Source organism: Pseudoxanthomonas sp. SL93, from assembly GCF_026625825.1.
Taxonomy (GTDB): Bacteria; Pseudomonadota; Gammaproteobacteria; order Xanthomonadales; family Xanthomonadaceae; genus Pseudoxanthomonas_A.
This window is the reverse complement of record NZ_CP113065.1, coordinates 1,053,811-1,069,925: the sequence shown is the minus strand read 5'-3', so window position 1 is coordinate 1,069,925 and position 16,115 is coordinate 1,053,811. Positions and strand designations below refer to the sequence as shown.

Annotated in this window: 12 protein-coding genes; 10 read left to right on the top strand and 2 right to left on the bottom strand. The window is 67.9% G+C overall.

The genetic code is table 11. The annotated features are described in order from the left end of the window. The first annotated feature begins 78 nt into the window (after positions 1-78). The 8 genes from OVA13_RS04910 (at position 79) to recJ (ending at position 10,611) form a co-directional block, all read left to right on the top strand. Positions 79-1,413: a sensor domain-containing phosphodiesterase gene (locus OVA13_RS04910; protein WP_267792682.1), complete on the top strand. Its 1,335-nt coding sequence runs from the start codon at positions 79-81 to the stop codon at positions 1,411-1,413. Between the two features lie 53 nt (positions 1,414-1,466). Further along, positions 1,467-2,186 carry a 4-hydroxy-tetrahydrodipicolinate reductase gene (gene dapB / locus OVA13_RS04905; RefSeq protein WP_267792681.1) on the top strand — a complete coding sequence of 240 codons (720 nt, stop codon included), beginning with the start codon at positions 1,467-1,469 and terminating at the stop codon, positions 2,184-2,186. Positions 2,187-2,434: 248 nt separating this feature from the next. Then, positions 2,435-3,562 carry a glutamine-hydrolyzing carbamoyl-phosphate synthase small subunit gene (gene carA / locus OVA13_RS04900; RefSeq protein WP_267792680.1) on the top strand — a complete coding sequence of 376 codons (1,128 nt, stop codon included), beginning with the start codon at positions 2,435-2,437 and terminating at the stop codon, positions 3,560-3,562. Next, positions 3,559-4,113: a hypothetical protein gene (locus OVA13_RS04895; protein ID WP_267792679.1), complete on the top strand. Its 555-nt coding sequence runs from the start codon at positions 3,559-3,561 to the stop codon at positions 4,111-4,113. The genes carA and OVA13_RS04895 overlap by 4 nt, the downstream gene beginning before the upstream one ends. 93 nt (positions 4,114-4,206) lie before the next feature. Continuing rightward, positions 4,207-7,449 carry a carbamoyl-phosphate synthase large subunit gene (gene carB / locus OVA13_RS04890; protein WP_267792678.1) on the top strand — a complete coding sequence of 1,081 codons (3,243 nt, stop codon included), beginning with the start codon at positions 4,207-4,209 and terminating at the stop codon, positions 7,447-7,449. 8 nt (positions 7,450-7,457) lie between these two features. Next, positions 7,458-7,922 carry a transcription elongation factor GreA gene (greA, locus tag OVA13_RS04885; RefSeq protein WP_267793632.1) on the top strand — a complete coding sequence of 155 codons (465 nt, stop codon included), beginning with the start codon at positions 7,458-7,460 and terminating at the stop codon, positions 7,920-7,922. Between the two features lie 5 nt (positions 7,923-7,927). Further along, positions 7,928-8,881, top strand: coding sequence for a phosphoglycerate mutase (locus OVA13_RS04880; RefSeq protein ID WP_267792677.1), 954 nt, complete (start codon positions 7,928-7,930; stop codon positions 8,879-8,881). After that, on the top strand, positions 8,878-10,611 hold the full coding sequence (gene recJ / locus OVA13_RS04875) for a single-stranded-DNA-specific exonuclease RecJ (RefSeq protein WP_267792676.1): 1,734 nt from the start codon (positions 8,878-8,880) through the stop codon (positions 10,609-10,611). Before OVA13_RS04880 ends, recJ begins: the two co-directional genes overlap by 4 nt. Before the next feature lie 14 nt (positions 10,612-10,625). Here recJ and OVA13_RS04870 read toward each other — a convergent pair whose 3' ends face one another. Further along, positions 10,626-11,831: an acyltransferase family protein gene (locus tag OVA13_RS04870; protein ID WP_267792675.1), complete on the bottom strand. Its 1,206-nt coding sequence runs from the start codon at positions 11,829-11,831 to the stop codon at positions 10,626-10,628. Between the two features lie 153 nt (positions 11,832-11,984). Here OVA13_RS04870 and OVA13_RS04865 point away from each other — a divergent pair, with 153 nt between their 5' ends. After that, entirely contained in the window at positions 11,985-12,881 is an 897-nt protein-coding gene (locus OVA13_RS04865; protein WP_267792674.1) for a LytTR family DNA-binding domain-containing protein, read from the top strand. On the opposite strand, the gene OVA13_RS04860 is transcribed toward OVA13_RS04865, so the two are convergent. Then, complete coding sequence (locus tag OVA13_RS04860) at positions 12,878-14,800, bottom strand: tetratricopeptide repeat-containing diguanylate cyclase (protein ID WP_267792673.1); 1,923 nt, start codon at positions 14,798-14,800, stop codon at positions 12,878-12,880. The two genes, OVA13_RS04865 and OVA13_RS04860, sit on opposite strands and share 4 nt — an antisense overlap. Before the next feature lie 148 nt (positions 14,801-14,948). Between OVA13_RS04860 and prfB the strand changes: the two genes are divergently transcribed. After that, a protein-coding gene (gene prfB / locus OVA13_RS04855) for a peptide chain release factor 2 (RefSeq protein WP_267792672.1) occupies positions 14,949-16,074 on the top strand; the annotation gives its coding sequence in 2 pieces (ribosomal slippage) (positions 14,949-15,023 and positions 15,025-16,074; 1,125 coding nt in all). Positions 16,075-16,115 lie beyond the last annotated feature (41 nt).

Below are 16,115 nucleotides of genomic sequence, written 5' to 3'. Positions count from 1 at the left end.
TCTAGGATCGTGACAGCGCGCCGCGGCCATGCAGGCGGTCGCGATGAGGTTTCCATCATCGGCAGGGAGCGTCGGGGGATGAGTCGGGATCCGAAACTGGCGTCATTGGCAGCGGCGCGCCGTCAGCGTGCGTTGGCACGCGGGGAAGCAGAGGGGGGAGGCGACGATGCCGGCGCGATCGCGCTGTTGACGCGGATCGTCGCTGCGCAGGGCGAGATCGCCGCGGCAGGTCCGGATCCCCAGGACGTGGTCGACGCCATCACCCGGCGGGCGCAGGAACTCACCGGCTCGGACGGTGCCGTGCTCGAGATCCGCGATGGGGACCACATGCGCTACTGGTCTGCCAGTGGCATCGCGCAGAGCCAGGTGGGTTTCAGCATGCCGTTGGCTGGCAGCCTGACCGGGCGCTGCATCGAGGAAGACCGCGTGCTGCGCTGCGACGACAGCGAGACCGATCCGCGCGTCAATCGCGATGCCTGCCGTAGCGTGGGTTTGCGTTCCATGTTGGTGGCGCCACTGCGATTCCGCAGCCAGGTGGTCGGCGTGTTGAAGGTCATAGCGGCGCTTCCCGATGCCTATGACGACACCGATCGCCATACGCTGGAGCAGTTGAGCACGCTGGTTGCCGCCAGCCTGTACAAGGCCATCGAGCACGCGCAGATGCGCGCTGCACTGGACGCGCGGATCGGGCGTGGCGAGCGCGAACGGCAGCAGGTAGTGGATGCGCGCGCGCGGCTGCACGAGGTGCTCGGCATCGAGCCGATGCCGATGGCGCTGCAGCCTATCGTCCGTCTTTCCGACCGCGCGGTTGTCGGGTACGAAGCATTGGCCCGCTTCCCGCTGGAATACGATCTGTCGACGGATCGCTGGTTCGAAGACGCGGCGCAATGCGGCCTGAGCGTGAAGCTGGAACTGGCCGCGGCGGCCGGCGCACTGGCGCGGCTGCACGAGGTTCCCGCCGACGCCTACCTCGCCATCAACGTGTCGCCCGAAAGCGCCTGCAGCGATCGGCTGTCGGCGCTGTTGGCCGGGCACGACATGCGCCGCATCGTGCTGGAGATCACCGAACACACCGCGGTGGACGACTACGCACGCCTCGCCGACTGCCTTGCCCGTTACCAGCAGGCCGGGTTGCGGATCGCGGTGGATGACACCGGCGCCGGATTCTCCAGCCTGCGCCACGTGCTGCGGCTGGCGCCGGACATCATCAAGCTGGACATCACCCTGATCCGCGACGTGGACACGCGCCCGCGGCTGCAGTCGTTGATTTCCGCCCTGCTCACGTTTGCGGACGGCACGCGTGCGGAACTCATCGCCGAAGGTGTCGAAACCGAGGGCCAGTTGCGCACCCTGATGGAACTCGGGGTTCCGTTCGGCCAGGGCTTCCACCTGGGTCGACCGGATACGCCATGACGTCGTGAAGACGGCGGTCGCCTTCATCGCGACGGACCCGCTACCATGCCGGCATGAACACTCCGCCCACACGCCTCCTCATCCATGGTGCTTCCGGCCGCATGGGCCAGTCGCTGCTCCGCCTGGCAGCCGGACAACCGGAAAGCCTCCAGGTCGTGGCCGCCGTGACACGCCGCTCGCCTGCGCAGCGCGTGGTGGAAGGCGTGCCGCATTTCGCCGCCAGCGAGCTGTCCGGCGCGCCGGTCTTCGACGTGGCGATCGATTTCAGCCTGCCTGAAGGTTTCGACCCCATCCTCGCCCTGTGCGTGGAGCGAGGCGTGCCGCTGGTGTCGGGTACCACGGGCATTTCCGCAGTCCAGCAGCAGGCGCTTGAACTCGCGGCGTCGCGCATCCCGCTGGTGTGGGCGAGCAACTTCAGCCTGGGCGTGGCGGTCTTGGCCGACCTGGTGGAACGGGCCGCGGCCGCCTTGCAGGGGTGGGACGTGGACGTGGTCGAGTCGCACCACATCCACAAGAAGGACGCCCCATCAGGCACCGCATTGACGCTCGGCCAGGCCGCCGGCAGCGCGGGTGCCGACGTGCACTACGCCAGCCTGCGTGCCGGCGACATCGTCGGCGAGCACACCGTGCAGTTCACCGGCATGGGCGAGCGGATCGAGCTGACCCACCGCGCCACCCACCGGGACATCTTCGCCCGCGGCGCGCTGCATGCCGCGCGTCGCTTGGCCGGCCGCGCGCCGGGCAGTTACCGGGTGCGCGACCTGCTGGATTGACGGGCGTTTCCGCGTTGCCGCGCTGCGCCCACCGTTGGTCGGAATCCTGAACGACGGCCGCCGTCGCTGTGCGGTTTCTGCCTGAATCGGCGCGTGGGCTGCAAAAAACGGTGGCGCTGAACAGGCCGTCCCCGTACAATTCTCGCTCGCCTGTTACCCACCGCCCCGGACCGGAGAAATACCGAGTTCGCGGTTTCTTGCAGCCGCAAGATGGAGGGGCAGGGTTCCTCCACCCCAAGGCGAACCCCGTGACTCGACCCGCAATCCTCGTACTCGAAGACGGCACCGTATTCGAGGGCGAATCCGTAGGCGCAGATGGCCTGTCGGTCGGCGAAGTGGTGTTCAACACCGCGATGACCGGTTACCAGGAAATCCTGACCGACCCGTCCTACGCCCGCCAGATGGTCACTCTGACCTATCCCCATATCGGCAACACCGGTTGCACCGACCAGGACGACGAAGCCGGCCAGGTGTGGTGCGCCGGCCTGATCGTACGCGACGTGCCGCGTCGCCCCAGCAACTGGCGCAACCAGCAGGCGCTGCCCGAGTGGCTGCAGACGCGTGGCATCGTCGCCATTGCCGGCATCGACACCCGCAAGCTGACCCGCATCCTGCGCGACCGCGGCGCCCAGAACGGCGCCCTGATGGCCGGCGACGGCCTGGACGTGGAAAAGGCGCTGGAAGCCGCACGCAAGTTCCCCGGCCTGAAGGGCATGGACCTGGCCAAGGTGGTCAGTACCGACAAGGCCTACCCGTGGCGCGACGGCCAGATCGACCTGGACACCGGCGCGCCCGTGCAGGCCGAGGCCAGGTTCAAGGTCGTGGCCTATGACTTCGGCGTGAAGCACAACATCCTGCGGATGCTGGCCGAACGCGGCTGCGACGTCACCGTGGTGCCGGCGCAGACGCCCGCGGCCGAGGTGCTGGCGCTGAAACCGGACGGCGTGTTCCTGTCCAACGGCCCGGGCGATCCGGAGCCCTGCGACTACGCCATCGGCGCGATCCGCGAGTTCGTGGCGAAGAAGATCCCCACGTTCGGCATCTGCCTGGGCCACCAGCTGCTGGCGCTTGCCGCCGGCGCGAAGACCATGAAGATGGGCCACGGCCACCACGGCGCGAACCACCCCGTGCAGGACCTCGACAGCGGCCGGGTCATGATCACGTCGCAGAACCATGGCTTCGCCGTCGACGAGGGCAGCCTGCCTGCCAACGTGCGCGTGATCCACCGCTCGCTGTTCGACGGCACCAACCAGGGCATCGAACTGACCGATGCGCCGGCATTCTCCTTCCAGGGCCATCCGGAAGCATCGCCGGGTCCGCACGACGTCTCGCCGCTGTTCGACCGTTTCGTGCAGTCGATGGAAGCCGCGCGATGAACCTGCGTCCCTGGCTGCTGGCCGGTGTGCTGGCGATGGTGGCCTTGCCGGCCGCCGCCGCGGTGCCCACCGATGACCAGGTGGTGCGCCTGCAGCGGATGATGGGCTTCGAAGGCGCCATCGAGAAGGTGATCACCGACCAGTTCGGCGAGCAGCCGGTCTTCGTGGCGATGAAGGCCACGCAGCGCGCGTGCCTGCTTGGCGAGATGACGCCGATGATGGCCGGGCAGATGTCCGACGCGTTCAAGGACCTGTTCGGCGACGAGCAGACCGCCAGCGAATGGCTGGCATTCGCCGACACCGCGGGCGGGCGAAAGCTGATGTCGTTCGTGCAGGCGGGTGTGCAGGCCAGCATGGACGGCAAGCCGGCGCCCACGCCGGAGGCCGCGCTGGGCGACATGAATGCCGAAGAGATGGGCGACATGATGACGTTCATGGCCACGCCGGCCGCAAAGGTGCTGGAACGCGACTTCCCGGCATTGAAGATGGCCGACGCCGAACTCGAGACCTTCATGGTCGGCGCCATGGCCAGGTGCGGTATCGCCGAATAACGTGGCCGAGCACCGGCCACCGGCCGGAACACGCCTTACCCGCCGTCGCGCCGCCCGGGGCGCGCGACGGCCAAGCAACAGATCGAGGACAGCATGCCCAAACGTACCGACATCCAAACCATCCTGATCATCGGCGCAGGCCCGATCGTCATCGGCCAGGCCTGCGAGTTCGACTACTCCGGTGCGCAGGCATGCAAGGCACTGCGGGAAGAGGGTTACCGCGTGGTGCTGGTCAACAGCAACCCGGCCACCATCATGACCGACCCGGAGATGGCCGACGCCGTCTACATCGAGCCGATCAACTGGCAGACGGTCGAGAAGATCATCGCCAAGGAAAAGCCCGACGCACTGCTGCCGACGATGGGCGGACAGACGGCGCTGAACTGCGCGCTGGACCTGGCGGACCACGGCGTGCTGGAAAAGTACGGCGTCGAGCTGATCGGCGCCTCGCGTGACGCCATCCGCATGGCCGAAGACCGCGAACTGTTCCGCGTGGCCATGGCCGAGATCGGCCTGGAATGCCCGAAGGCCGCCGTCGCCCACACGCTGGAAGAAGCGCTCGACATCCAGACCCGCGTCGGCTATCCCACCATCATCCGCCCCAGCTTCACGCTGGGAGGCAGCGGTGGCGGCATCGCGTACAACCGCGAAGAGCTGATCGACATCGTCACCCGTGGCCTGGAACTGTCGCCGACCACCGAAGTGCTGGTGGAAGAGTCGGTGCTGGGCTGGAAGGAATTCGAGATGGAAGTGGTCCGCGACACCGCGGACAACTGCATCATCGTCTGCTCCATCGAGAACCTGGACCCGATGGGCGTGCACACCGGCGACTCGATCACCGTGGCGCCGGCGCAGACCCTGACCGACAAGGAATACCAGCGCCTGCGCGACGCTTCCATCGCCGTGCTGCGCAAGATCGGCGTGGATACCGGCGGCTCGAACGTGCAGTTCGGCATCAATGCGCAAACCGGTCGCGTCGTCGTCATCGAAATGAACCCGCGCGTGTCGCGTTCGTCCGCACTGGCTTCCAAGGCCACCGGCTTCCCGATCGCCAAGGTCGCCGCCAAGCTGGCCGTCGGCTACACGCTGGATGAGCTGAAGAACGAGATCACCGGCGGCAAGACGCCGGCGTCGTTCGAGCCCAGCATCGACTACGTGGTCACCAAGATCCCGCGCTTCGCGTTCGAGAAGTTCCCGCAGGCCGACGCGCGCCTGACCACGCAGATGAAGTCGGTGGGCGAGGTGATGGCGATGGGCCGCACCTTCCAGGAATCCCTGCAGAAGGCCCTTCGCGGTCTCGAGACCGGCAAGGTCGGCCTGGACCCCACCGGCCTGGACCTGAAGAGCGAGGACGACCTGACCACGCTGCGCCGCGAGCTTAAGGCGCCGGGCCCGGAGCGCCTGTTCTACGTGGCCGATGCGTTCCGCGCCGGCATGACCGTCGAGCAGGTCCACGCGCTGTCGTTCATCGACCCGTGGTTCCTGGACCAGATGGAAGAAATCATCGCCGACGAGAAGCAGCTCGCCGCCGATGGCCTGGGCTCGCTCGACAAGGCGCGCATGCGCCGCCTGAAGCGCATGGGCTTCTCCGACGCGCGCATGGCGCAGCTGGCCGGCACCGACGAAGCCGCCGTGCGCGTGCTGCGCAAGGCGCTGGGCGTGAAGCCGGTCTACAAGCGCGTGGACTCGTGCGCGGCGGAGTTCGCCACCGGCACGGCCTACCTGTATTCGACCTACGAGGACGAGTGCGAGGCCGAGCCGACCGGGCGCGACAAGATCATGATCCTCGGCGGTGGCCCCAACCGCATCGGCCAGGGCATCGAGTTCGACTACTGCTGCGTGCACGCAGCGCTGGCGCTGCGCGAGGACGGGTTCGAGACCATCATGGTCAACTGCAACCCGGAAACCGTCTCCACCGACTACGACACCTCCGACCGCCTCTACTTCGAACCGCTGACGCTGGAAGACGTGCTGGCCATCGTCGAGCTGGAACAGCCCAAGGGCGTCATCGTGCAGTACGGCGGCCAGACCCCGCTGAAGCTGGCGCAGGCGCTGGAGGCCAACGGCGTGCCGATCATCGGCACGTCGCCGGACTCCATCGACCTGGCCGAAGACCGCGAGCGCTTCCAGCAGCTGGTCGAGAAGCTGGGCCTGAAGCAGCCGCCGAACCGCACCGCGCGCAACGCCGACGAGGCGCTGGCGCTGGCACGCGAGATCGGCTATCCGCTGGTCGTGCGTCCGTCGTACGTGCTCGGTGGCCGGGCGATGGAAATCGTCTACGGCGAATCGGACCTGGCGCGCTACGTGCGTGATGCGGTCAAGGTGTCCAACGATTCGCCGGTGCTGCTGGACCGCTTCCTCGACAACGCGGTGGAAGTCGACGTGGACATCATTGCCGACACCACCGGCGAGGTGCTGATCGGTGGCGTGATGGAGCACATCGAGGAGGCGGGCGTGCACTCCGGCGACTCCTCGTGCTCGCTGCCGCCGTACTCGCTGTCCGCGAAGACGCAGGCCGAGCTGCGCCGCCAGGTGGTGGAGCTGGCCAAGGCACTGAACGTGGTGGGCCTGATGAACACCCAGTTCGCCATCCAGTCCAACGACGATGGCGACGACACCATCTTCCTGCTGGAAGTGAATCCGCGTGCTTCGCGCACGGTGCCGTTCGTGTCCAAGGCCACCGGCATGCCGCTGGCGAAGATCGCGGCCCGCTGCATGGCCGGCAAGCCGCTGGCCGCGCAGGGCCCACTGAAGGAAATCGTGCCGGACTACTATTCGGTGAAGGAAGCCATCTTCCCGTTCGCCAAGTTCCAGGGCGTGGACCCGATCCTGGGGCCGGAGATGCGTTCCACCGGTGAAGTGATGGGCGTGGGCCGCAGTTTCGGCGCGGCCATGGCGCGCGCGCAGGAAGCCGGCGGCATCAAGGCGCCGCCCGTGGGCAAGGTGTTCATCTCGGTGCGCGATCCGGACAAGAAACGCGTGCTGCCCGTGGCGCAGCAGCTGGTCGAGCGCGGTTATTCCATCGTCGCCACCGCCGGTACCGCCGCGTGGTTCCGCGAGCATGGCCTGGCCTGCGAGCAGATCAACAAGGTGCTGGAGGGTCGCCCGCACGTGGTCGACCTGATCAAGAACGGCGAAATCGTGTATATCGTCAACACGACGGAAGGGCGCCAGGCGATTGCCGACTCCTTCTCGATCCGGCGCGAGGCCTTGCAGCACCGCGTCACGTACTCAACGACCGTAGCCGGCGCCAAGGCGCTGGTGCATTCGCTGGAATACCGCGGCACGGGCCCGGTGCTGGCGTTGCAGGAACTGCACAAGGAGCTTCAAGGGTGAGAGCCCCATTGACCATGCAGGGCGCGCAGCGCCTGCGCCAGGAACTGGATCTGCTGAAGACGGTGAAGCGGCCGGAAGTGATCACCGCCATCGCCGAGGCACGCGCGCACGGTGACCTGAAGGAAAACGCCGAGTACCACGCCGCCCGCGAGCAGCAGGGCTTCATCGAAGGCCGCATCAAGCAGCTGGAAGGCGAACTGTCGCACTCTGAGATCATCGACGTCACCAAGCTCAATGCGGGCACGCGCATCGTGTTCGGTGCCAAGGTGGTGCTGGCCGACGTGGATACCGACGAGGAGAAGCGTTACCAGGTCGTCGGCGACCTGGAGGCGGACATCAAGCTGGGCCTGATCGCGATCTCCTCGCCGCTGGCCCGCGCGTTGATCGGCAAGCACGAGGGCGACTCGGTCACCATCGATGCGCCGGCCGGCCAGCGCGAGTACGAAATCGTCAGCGTCTCCTACGCCGACTGACCTCCATGGCGCTGGCTACGCTGCTGCTGCCTGCCCGTACCCGACTGGTCGGGCAGGTGCTTGCGCCTGACGTGGCACGTGCGCTTGGCCGTGCCGACCGCAGCGCGGTGGAAGCGGGCGAGCTGGCGCAGCTGCGTAGGCAGTTCCAGCTGACGCCTGACCATTGGCCGGTGGCGGCGCTCACGCGGCAGCTCGATGCCGGCGACGCCGCCGGTGCCACCTGGCTGCGTGCCGATCCCTGCCGCATCTCGCCCGACATGAGCGGTGCGCGGATGCTGGCGCATGGCGATGCCTTGGGCATCACCGAGGAAGATGCCACGCGGCTCCTGCCGGCGCTGAAGCCCTTGTTCGGCGATGCCGGCATGCTGCTGGATGCGCCCCAGCCATCGCGCTGGTACCTGCGCCTGCCACCCGGCACGCCATTGCCTGCCTTCGTGCCGGTAGATGACGTGCTGGGGGATGACCTGTTCGCACACCTGCCCGCCGGAGAGGCGGGCCGTCGCTGGCGCGCCCTGCTCAGCGAGGCGCAGGTGACGCTGCATAACCACCCATGGAACGCACAGCGCGTGGCGCAGGGCAAGCCGCCCGTGAACTCGCTGTGGTTCTGGGGCGGCGGTGCGTTGCCGGATTTCGTGCGCACGGGCTTCCGCCAGGTGAAGGGCAACGACGTGCTGCTGCGCGCGCTTGCCCAGGCGGCCGGCGTGGATGCCGGGCACGCCAATGGCGAGGGCGGTGTGGATGCGCTGATCGACCTGCGCCATCTGCGCAACCTCGACCGGTTCTGCCAGGATGCGCTGCGACCGTTGCTGGCCGCCCTGGCGCAGCGCGAGCTGGATGCCCTGACGCTGGACTTCGAAGATGGCGCGCAGTTCCTGCTGAAACGCGAGCAGCGCTGGCGCTTCTGGCGGCGGTCCATGCCGCGCCTGGATACCCTGCGGCCGGACCACGTGCCGGCATGACGCCTGCGCCGCGGATCCGCCGGCGCGCGGTCGAGGCCGAAGGGCAATGGCCGGACGCCGTCCCACCGCTGCTGCGGCGCATCTATGAAGCGCGGGGTGCATTGAGCCCCGACCAGGCACAGCCACGCCTGGCGCAACTGCTGTCGCCGGATTCGCTCGGCGGCCTCGATGCCGCCACCGCGTTGCTGGCCGATGCCATCGCGCACGACCGCCACATCGTCATCGTCGGCGATTTCGACTGCGACGGCGCCACCGCCTGTGCGCTGGGCGTGCGTGGCCTGCGCCTGCTGGGCGCACGTCGGGTTTCGCCGGCGGTGCCCAACCGCATGGTGCACGGCTACGGCCTGTCGCCGGCGCTGGTGGACGAACTGGCGGCATTGAAGCCCGACCTGCTGGTCACCGTGGACCACGGCATCGCCTGCCACAAGGGCATCGGTGCGGCGAAAGCGCGAGGCTGGCAGGTGCTGGTCACCGACCACCATCTTCCGGGCGAGGTGTTGCCGCTCGCCGACGCCATCGTCAATCCGAACCTGCGGGGTGATCCGTTCCCCAGCAAGATGCTGGCCGGCGTCGGCGTGATGTTCTACGTGTTGCTGGCGCTGCGGCGCGTCCTGCGCGAACGCGGCGCGTTCACCGGTGCCGAGCCCGATCTTTCCGCGCTGCTGGACCTGGTGGCCGTGGGTACCGTCGCCGACCTGGTGCCGCTGGACACCAACAACCGTGCGCTGGTGGGCGCGGGCCTTCGCCGCCTTCGCGCGGGACAGGGCAGTGCGGGCCTGCAGGCGCTGATCCGTGTCTCCGGGCGCGAGGCCGCGCAGTTGACGGCCACCGACATCGGCTTTGCCATCGCGCCCCGCCTGAATGCCGCCGGCCGCCTGGAGGACATGGCACTCGGCATCGAATGCCTGTTGTGCGACGACGCCACGCAGGCGGAAGAGATCGCACGGGTACTCGACGGCATCAATGCCGAACGTCGCGGCGTGCAGCAGCAGATGACGGACGAAGCGCAGGTGGCGTTGGCGCGTGTCGACGCCTCACCGGACGGACAGCCGCCGCTGGCGCCCTGCCTGTTCGATGCGGAGTGGCATCCGGGCGTGGTCGGACTGGTCGCCTCCAAGATGAAGGAGCGCCTGCATCGTCCGGTGATCGCCTTCGCGCCCGCCGAACCGGGCAGCACCACCTTGCGCGGCTCGGCCCGGTCCATTCCGGGCTTCCATATCCGCGACGCGCTGGCGGCGATCGATGCCGCGCACCCGGGACTGATGGAAAAGTTCGGTGGCCACGCGATGGCCGCAGGCCTCACCCTGGAGGAGAGCGGGCTGTCCGCGTTCCGTGATGCCTTCCACCGGCAGGCGGCGGCGATGCTGGACGATTCGCTGCTGCAGGCCGAGCTGTCGAGCGACGGCGAACTGCAGGCGCACGAACTGGATCGCGCGCATGCCGACGCGCTGCGCAGCGCGGGACCGTGGGGGCAGGGCTTTCCCGAGCCGCTGTTCGATGGCGTGTTCGATGTGCTGGACTGGCGCGTCGTCGGCGAGCGCCACCTGAAACTCTCGCTGCGTGCCGCCGGTCGGCCACAGCCCCTCAGCGCCATCCATTTCAGCGGCTGGAACGACCAGCCGCCGCCGCCGCGCATCCATGCGGCCTATCAGTTGGACACCAACGACTGGCAGGACCGCCGCGGCATCCAGCTGGTGCTGCGGCACTGGCAGGCGGCCGATCCCGCCTGATCCGGGGTGGGTTGTCAGCGTTCGTCAGCGGCCATGCCGGCGGAGGTCTGGCGTGAAGCAGTGGGCCGGTCTTCGCGCGCTTTCAGGCCGAACAAGGGGCGCAGCCAGCGCACCCGGCGGATGATTGCGTAGCCCCCGAAGCATGCACCGAAGGTCAGGGCGACCAGCAGCGGGCCTTCCAGCAGCGCCGGGATCCCCAGGGGCTTCAGCTGGTAGGCCGCCATCACGATGACCGTCTGGTGCAGGATGTAGACCGGGAATACCGCCGGCACCAGATAGCGCAACGCTTTGCTGTCGGCATGGCGGAACCGGTAGGCGAATCCGCAGATCGAGGCGATGACGCCCCACTGGTTGGTCGCCCATACCACGCGCTGCAGCGTACGCAATGCGTCCGGCGGCGGCAGGTCTTCGCCATAGCCGGACCCGTAGAAATGCCAGACGATGAACGCATAGCTGGCCGTCGCCAGCACCAGCGAAACCCAACGCAGCCGCTGCAGTGCTTCCCAGAACGCCTCTGCGCGCGCGAGCAGGAAGCCCAGCGCGAACACGCTGAAGTACTGCGCGTGGTTGTACCAGTCGTCGACCAGGGCGTGGGTGGATTCGAAACGGCCCACCAGCGCCACGCGCACGACGGCCAGCAGGACGATGGGTGCCCACAGCGCCGCACTGCCCGACAGCCAGCCTCCCAGCCGGGTGCGCATGCGGGCGAGCGCGGCCGGTGCGGACCGGCCGATGGCCCAGGCCACGACGGTGTATACCCACAGGTAGGCGACGAACCACAGGTGGTTCCAGGTGGGGACCTCCAGGCAACCGTCGTCGTCGCAGAAACTGCCGTCCCCGGCCAGGTAGCGGCCCCAGAACGCCAGATAGCCGTCGTGGTAACCACCGGGGATGCGCGAATCCAGCACTTCGTAATACGACTGCGGCGGCACGATCACCAGCATGCCGAACACCAGCGGCACCAGCAGGCGCCACGACCGACTTTTAAGAAAGCCGCCCGGGGCTTTCTCCAGCAGGAAGGCCGTGGCCGCGCCCGAGACCAGGAACAACAGCGCCAACCGCCACGGACTGCTCAGCAGCATGAAGGGCTCGAGCGCCGGACCGGCGCTGGCGCTCTTCACATGCCAGTCCCAGCTCACGTAATACATGCCCACGTGGTACAGCACCAGCAGGGCGAAGGCGGCGACGCGGATCGCATCAAGGTCGTGGCGGCGTTGCATGAGGGGTCCAGGAGGAGGCGTTGGGTGCAGCTTCGCGGCGTCCGCGGTCCCGCGCCACTGCGGGGTGATGTTCCGCATGCCGGCAGGGACGGATGGCGGATGGCAGGGACGAACCGCAGCAGCCGGAATGCAGGCAGATCGTAGAATGCGGCAATGAACTCATCCACCCGCAGCCCGCTTCCCACGCCCTACGAACGCTACCTGCCATGGAAGCGCTGGGTCGAAGTCGGCTTCTGGGTGCTGCTGCTGGGGACGAACTGGGCGGGCAACAGCCTCACCACGCTCATCGAGATACGGCGTGGCGATTCGACGATCCAGGGCTGGGAGCCGGTGGTCTGGGAAGGCAGCAGCGCGGTGATGTGGCTGCTGGTGCTGATCCCCGCCATCGCCTGGTACACGCGCCGGTTCCCGTTCCACTGGGACCATTGGCGGCGCGACCTTGCGGGCTACGTGGTGGCCAGCCTGGTGGTCTGCATCGTCCACGTGCTGGGCATGGTGGCGCTGCGCATGCTGGTCTACCGCTGGCAGGGCATGCAGTACGAGTTCGGCCCGTGGCCACGCGAGCTGCTCTACGAGTATCTCAAGGACGTGCGCAGCTTCGCGTCGATCGTGGTGACGATGGAAGGCTACCGCTTCCTGCTGCGCCGCTGGCAGGGCGAGGCCAGCCTGCTCGACGTGCCCGACGAAGGTCCGCCGGTGGAGCCGGTCGACCGGCCGGAACGGTTCCTGGTGCGCAAGCTGGGGCGTGAATTCCTGGTGGCCGCGCAGGACATCGAATGGATGCAGGCCTCGGGTAACTACGTCAATCTGCGGGTACGTGCCCACGATTATCCGTTGCGCAGCACCATCGCCGGCATACAGGCGCGGCTGGATCCGCGCAGGTTCGCGCGCATCCATCGCAGCTACCTGGTGTCGCTGGATCACGTCGCGTCGATCGAGCCGTTGGACACCGGGGACGCACGCGTACACCTGCGTGACGGCACCGTGCTCCCCTGCAGTCGCCGCTACCGGCAGGACCTGCGCGTGCGCACCGGCGCCGAAGTCGCCTAGGCGGCCTGGGCCGGATGCGCGTGAAGATGGTCCATGGGGTAGCTGGCCAGCAGTTCGATGATGCCGTTGCGGACATGGGGTTCAGGCTGCTCCAGCACGTCCGATGGCGCGACCTCGCGCGGCAGGCGGCGGCCCCACAATCCGGCCCACGCATCGCGATGATCCTTGGCGGCATACAGCGCGCGGTCGGCCATGCGCAATGCATAGTCCCAGCTGGGGTCGGCATCTTCGAAGAAGGGGAAGGGCGCAAAGCCCAGCGAAACGCTCAGGGTCCATGACTGCCCCGGCGCCAGTTCGCGGCTGGCGCCCAGGGTCTGCTGCAGTCGCGCGGCGATGGCACAGGCCTGTGCGGCAGGAAGATCGGTGCAGCCCACCAGGAATTCCTCGCCGCCCCAGCGGGAGACCACGTCACCCGGCCGGCAGGCATCTCTCAGGGCAAGGGCCAGTTCGACCAGCACCGCGTCGCCCGCGTGGTGGCCAAAGGTGTCGTTGACCCGTTTGAAATGGTCGATGTCGATCAGGAACACCGTGTGCCGCGTGCCGGGGCTCGGGCGTTGCGACGACATCGCCTGGAGGGCGCGCGTCGCCGCACGCCGGTTCAGCAGGCCGGTCAACGGATCCGTCGCGCTGACCGCGCGCAGCTGCCGGTTCCTGCGCCGCTGCATCAGCCCGAACGCCAGCCCCGCCACCACCAGCAAGGCCAACGCGCCCATGCCCGCGCGACGCAGCAGCCGCGACCGGTCGTCGTTGAGAGAGCGGATCTGGGCTTCGTGCTGCAGGCGCTGCACTTCGCGCTGGGCATTGGCGCTCTCGCTGCGTGCCTGCAGATCGGCGAGCAGGTCGAGTCGCTGCTGTTTCAGGGCTTCCATGTCCAGCGTCTGCAGGCGGGCGCCCACCTGCAAGGCTTTCTCGGCCTGTCCGAGCGCCGCGTGCGCACCGATCCAGGCCAGCAGCACCTCGCGCTGTTTCTGCGGCTGCGCGGTTCCTTCCACCAGTTGCCAGGCTTCTTCGGCCGTTGCCAGGGCGCGGTTGGGTTCGCCAGCCAGTCGTTCGAGCGTTGAGCGCTTGGCGAGCGAGCCGGCAAGCCCGGGCTGGTCCGCGTCGCGGCGTTGTTCGTGGATGACCTGGCCCAGCAACGCGCGCGCTTCTTCCAGGCGCCCCTGGCGGATCCAGAGGCCGGCGCGTTCGGCACGGAGGCGCTGCGTGACCGCGACGGCATCCTTGCGTCTCGCCATGGCCTCGCCTTCGTCGATGACGGACAGGGCTTCCGTATCGCGACCCAGCTTCACCAGGTTCAGCGCATGGTTGTGGAGGATCAGCGGGTCTTCCAGCTGCACCGAGCGGGCGGCGGCCAAGGCTTTCCGGTAATAGCTGTCGGCGACCTCCGGCGAATCCAGATAGTCGGCGTGGATCAGTCCGATGTTGGTCAGGGTGGCGGCCTGGATCAGGGCGGCCTCGCGCTCATCCAGCTGCTGGGAAATCCGGTACGCCTGCAGATAGGCCGCCTCGGCCCGATGGATCTGTCCGGCGCCCTGGTAGACGGAGCCGGCCTGGGAATACGCGCGCAGCGTGAAATCGGGCGCCAGCGCGGGATGTGCCTGGACCTGCTGCTCCATGCGCGCCGCGGCTGCGGTCGCGCGCGCATCGTCGCCCAGCAGGCCTGCCGCGATGCCAAGGCAGCTGAGCGTCTTCAGTTCGTCCTCGACCGGCAGCCCTGGCGTCGCCAGCAGGGATTCGGCCAGCGCGACCGCCGTCCTGGGCTGGTCGCGCCGCAGCTTCAGGCAGCGGGCGATGGTGTCCGCATGCACTGAGGTGGCCGCTTGGACGGGCGTCGAGGCCCACGCCGAAGGCAAGCCCCACAGGCTGGCAAACAGCAGCGGGAAGCACAGCAGGCGGGGCAGGGAGGGGACGGGGGGCATGCCGGTTCCTACGCGGTCGGTGTGGCCTGGTTCGCGTTGCAAGTCCTGTTCCGCAACCGGTCCAGGCACGGGCCGCGCGGGCGGAAATCCCGTCCCGACGGCGCTCTGGTATCCTTTCCGGCCGACTCAACCCCACACGCGCCGCACCATGATTGAACTGAATCCCATCCGCCAGCGCATCGCCGACCTGCAGGAACGGTTGGCTTCGCTCCGGGGGTATCTTTGACTACGACGCCAAGCGTGAGCGTCTGGAAGAAGTGAACCGGGAGCTGGAAAGCCCCGATATCTGGAACAACCCCGAAACCGCGCAGGCCCTGGGCCGCGAGCGTTCGCTGCTGGACAAGACCGTCAACGGCATCCGCTCGATCGACGAAGGCCTGGTCGGTGCGGAAGAACTGCTGGAGCTGGCCGAAAGCGAGGACGACGAGGACACCGCGCATGCCGTGGTGGCCGACGTCGAGCGCTATGCCACGCATGTGGACAAGCTGGAGTTCCAGCGCATGTTCTCCGGCAAGATGGACAGCTCGAATGCGTTCGTCGACATCCAGGCCGGCGCCGGTGGCACCGAGGCCCAGGACTGGGCCGAAATCCTGCTGCGCATGTACCTGCGCTGGTGCGAGTCGCGCGGCTGGAAGACCGAGCTGATGGAAGCCAGCGGCGGCGACGTGGCCGGCATCAAGTCCGCCACGTTGCGCGTGGAAGGCGATTTCGCCTACGGCTGGCTGAAGACTGAAACCGGCGTGCACCGCCTGGTGCGCAAGTCGCCGTTCGACTCCGACAATCGCCGCCACACCAGCTTCACCTCGGTGTTCGTGTCGCCTGAAGTCGACGACAACATCGACATCGACATCAATCCGGCCGACCTGAAGACCGACGTGTACCGGTCCTCCGGCGCCGGCGGCCAGCACGTCAACAAGACCGAGTCGGCCGTGCGCATCACCCACGTGCCGACCGGCATCGTGGTGGCGTGCCAGACCGGCCGCAGCCAGCACCAGAACCGCGACAACGCGATGAAGATGCTGGCCGCCAAGCTGTACGAACTGGAGATCCAGAAGCGCAATGCCGAGCGCGATGCGGTGGAAGCCACCAAGTCCGACATCGGCTGGGGCAGCCAGATCCGCAACTACGTGCTGGACCAGAGCCGCATCAAGGACCTGCGCACCGGCATCGAACGCACGGATACGCAGAAGGTGCTGGACGGCGACCTGGACGAGTTCGTCGAGGCCAGCCTGAAGTCCGGCCTGGAAGCCGGCTCCAAACGCATCGACGCCTGACCCAGCTAGAGCGGGGCCCGCTCCTCCGCTTCATCCCCTCC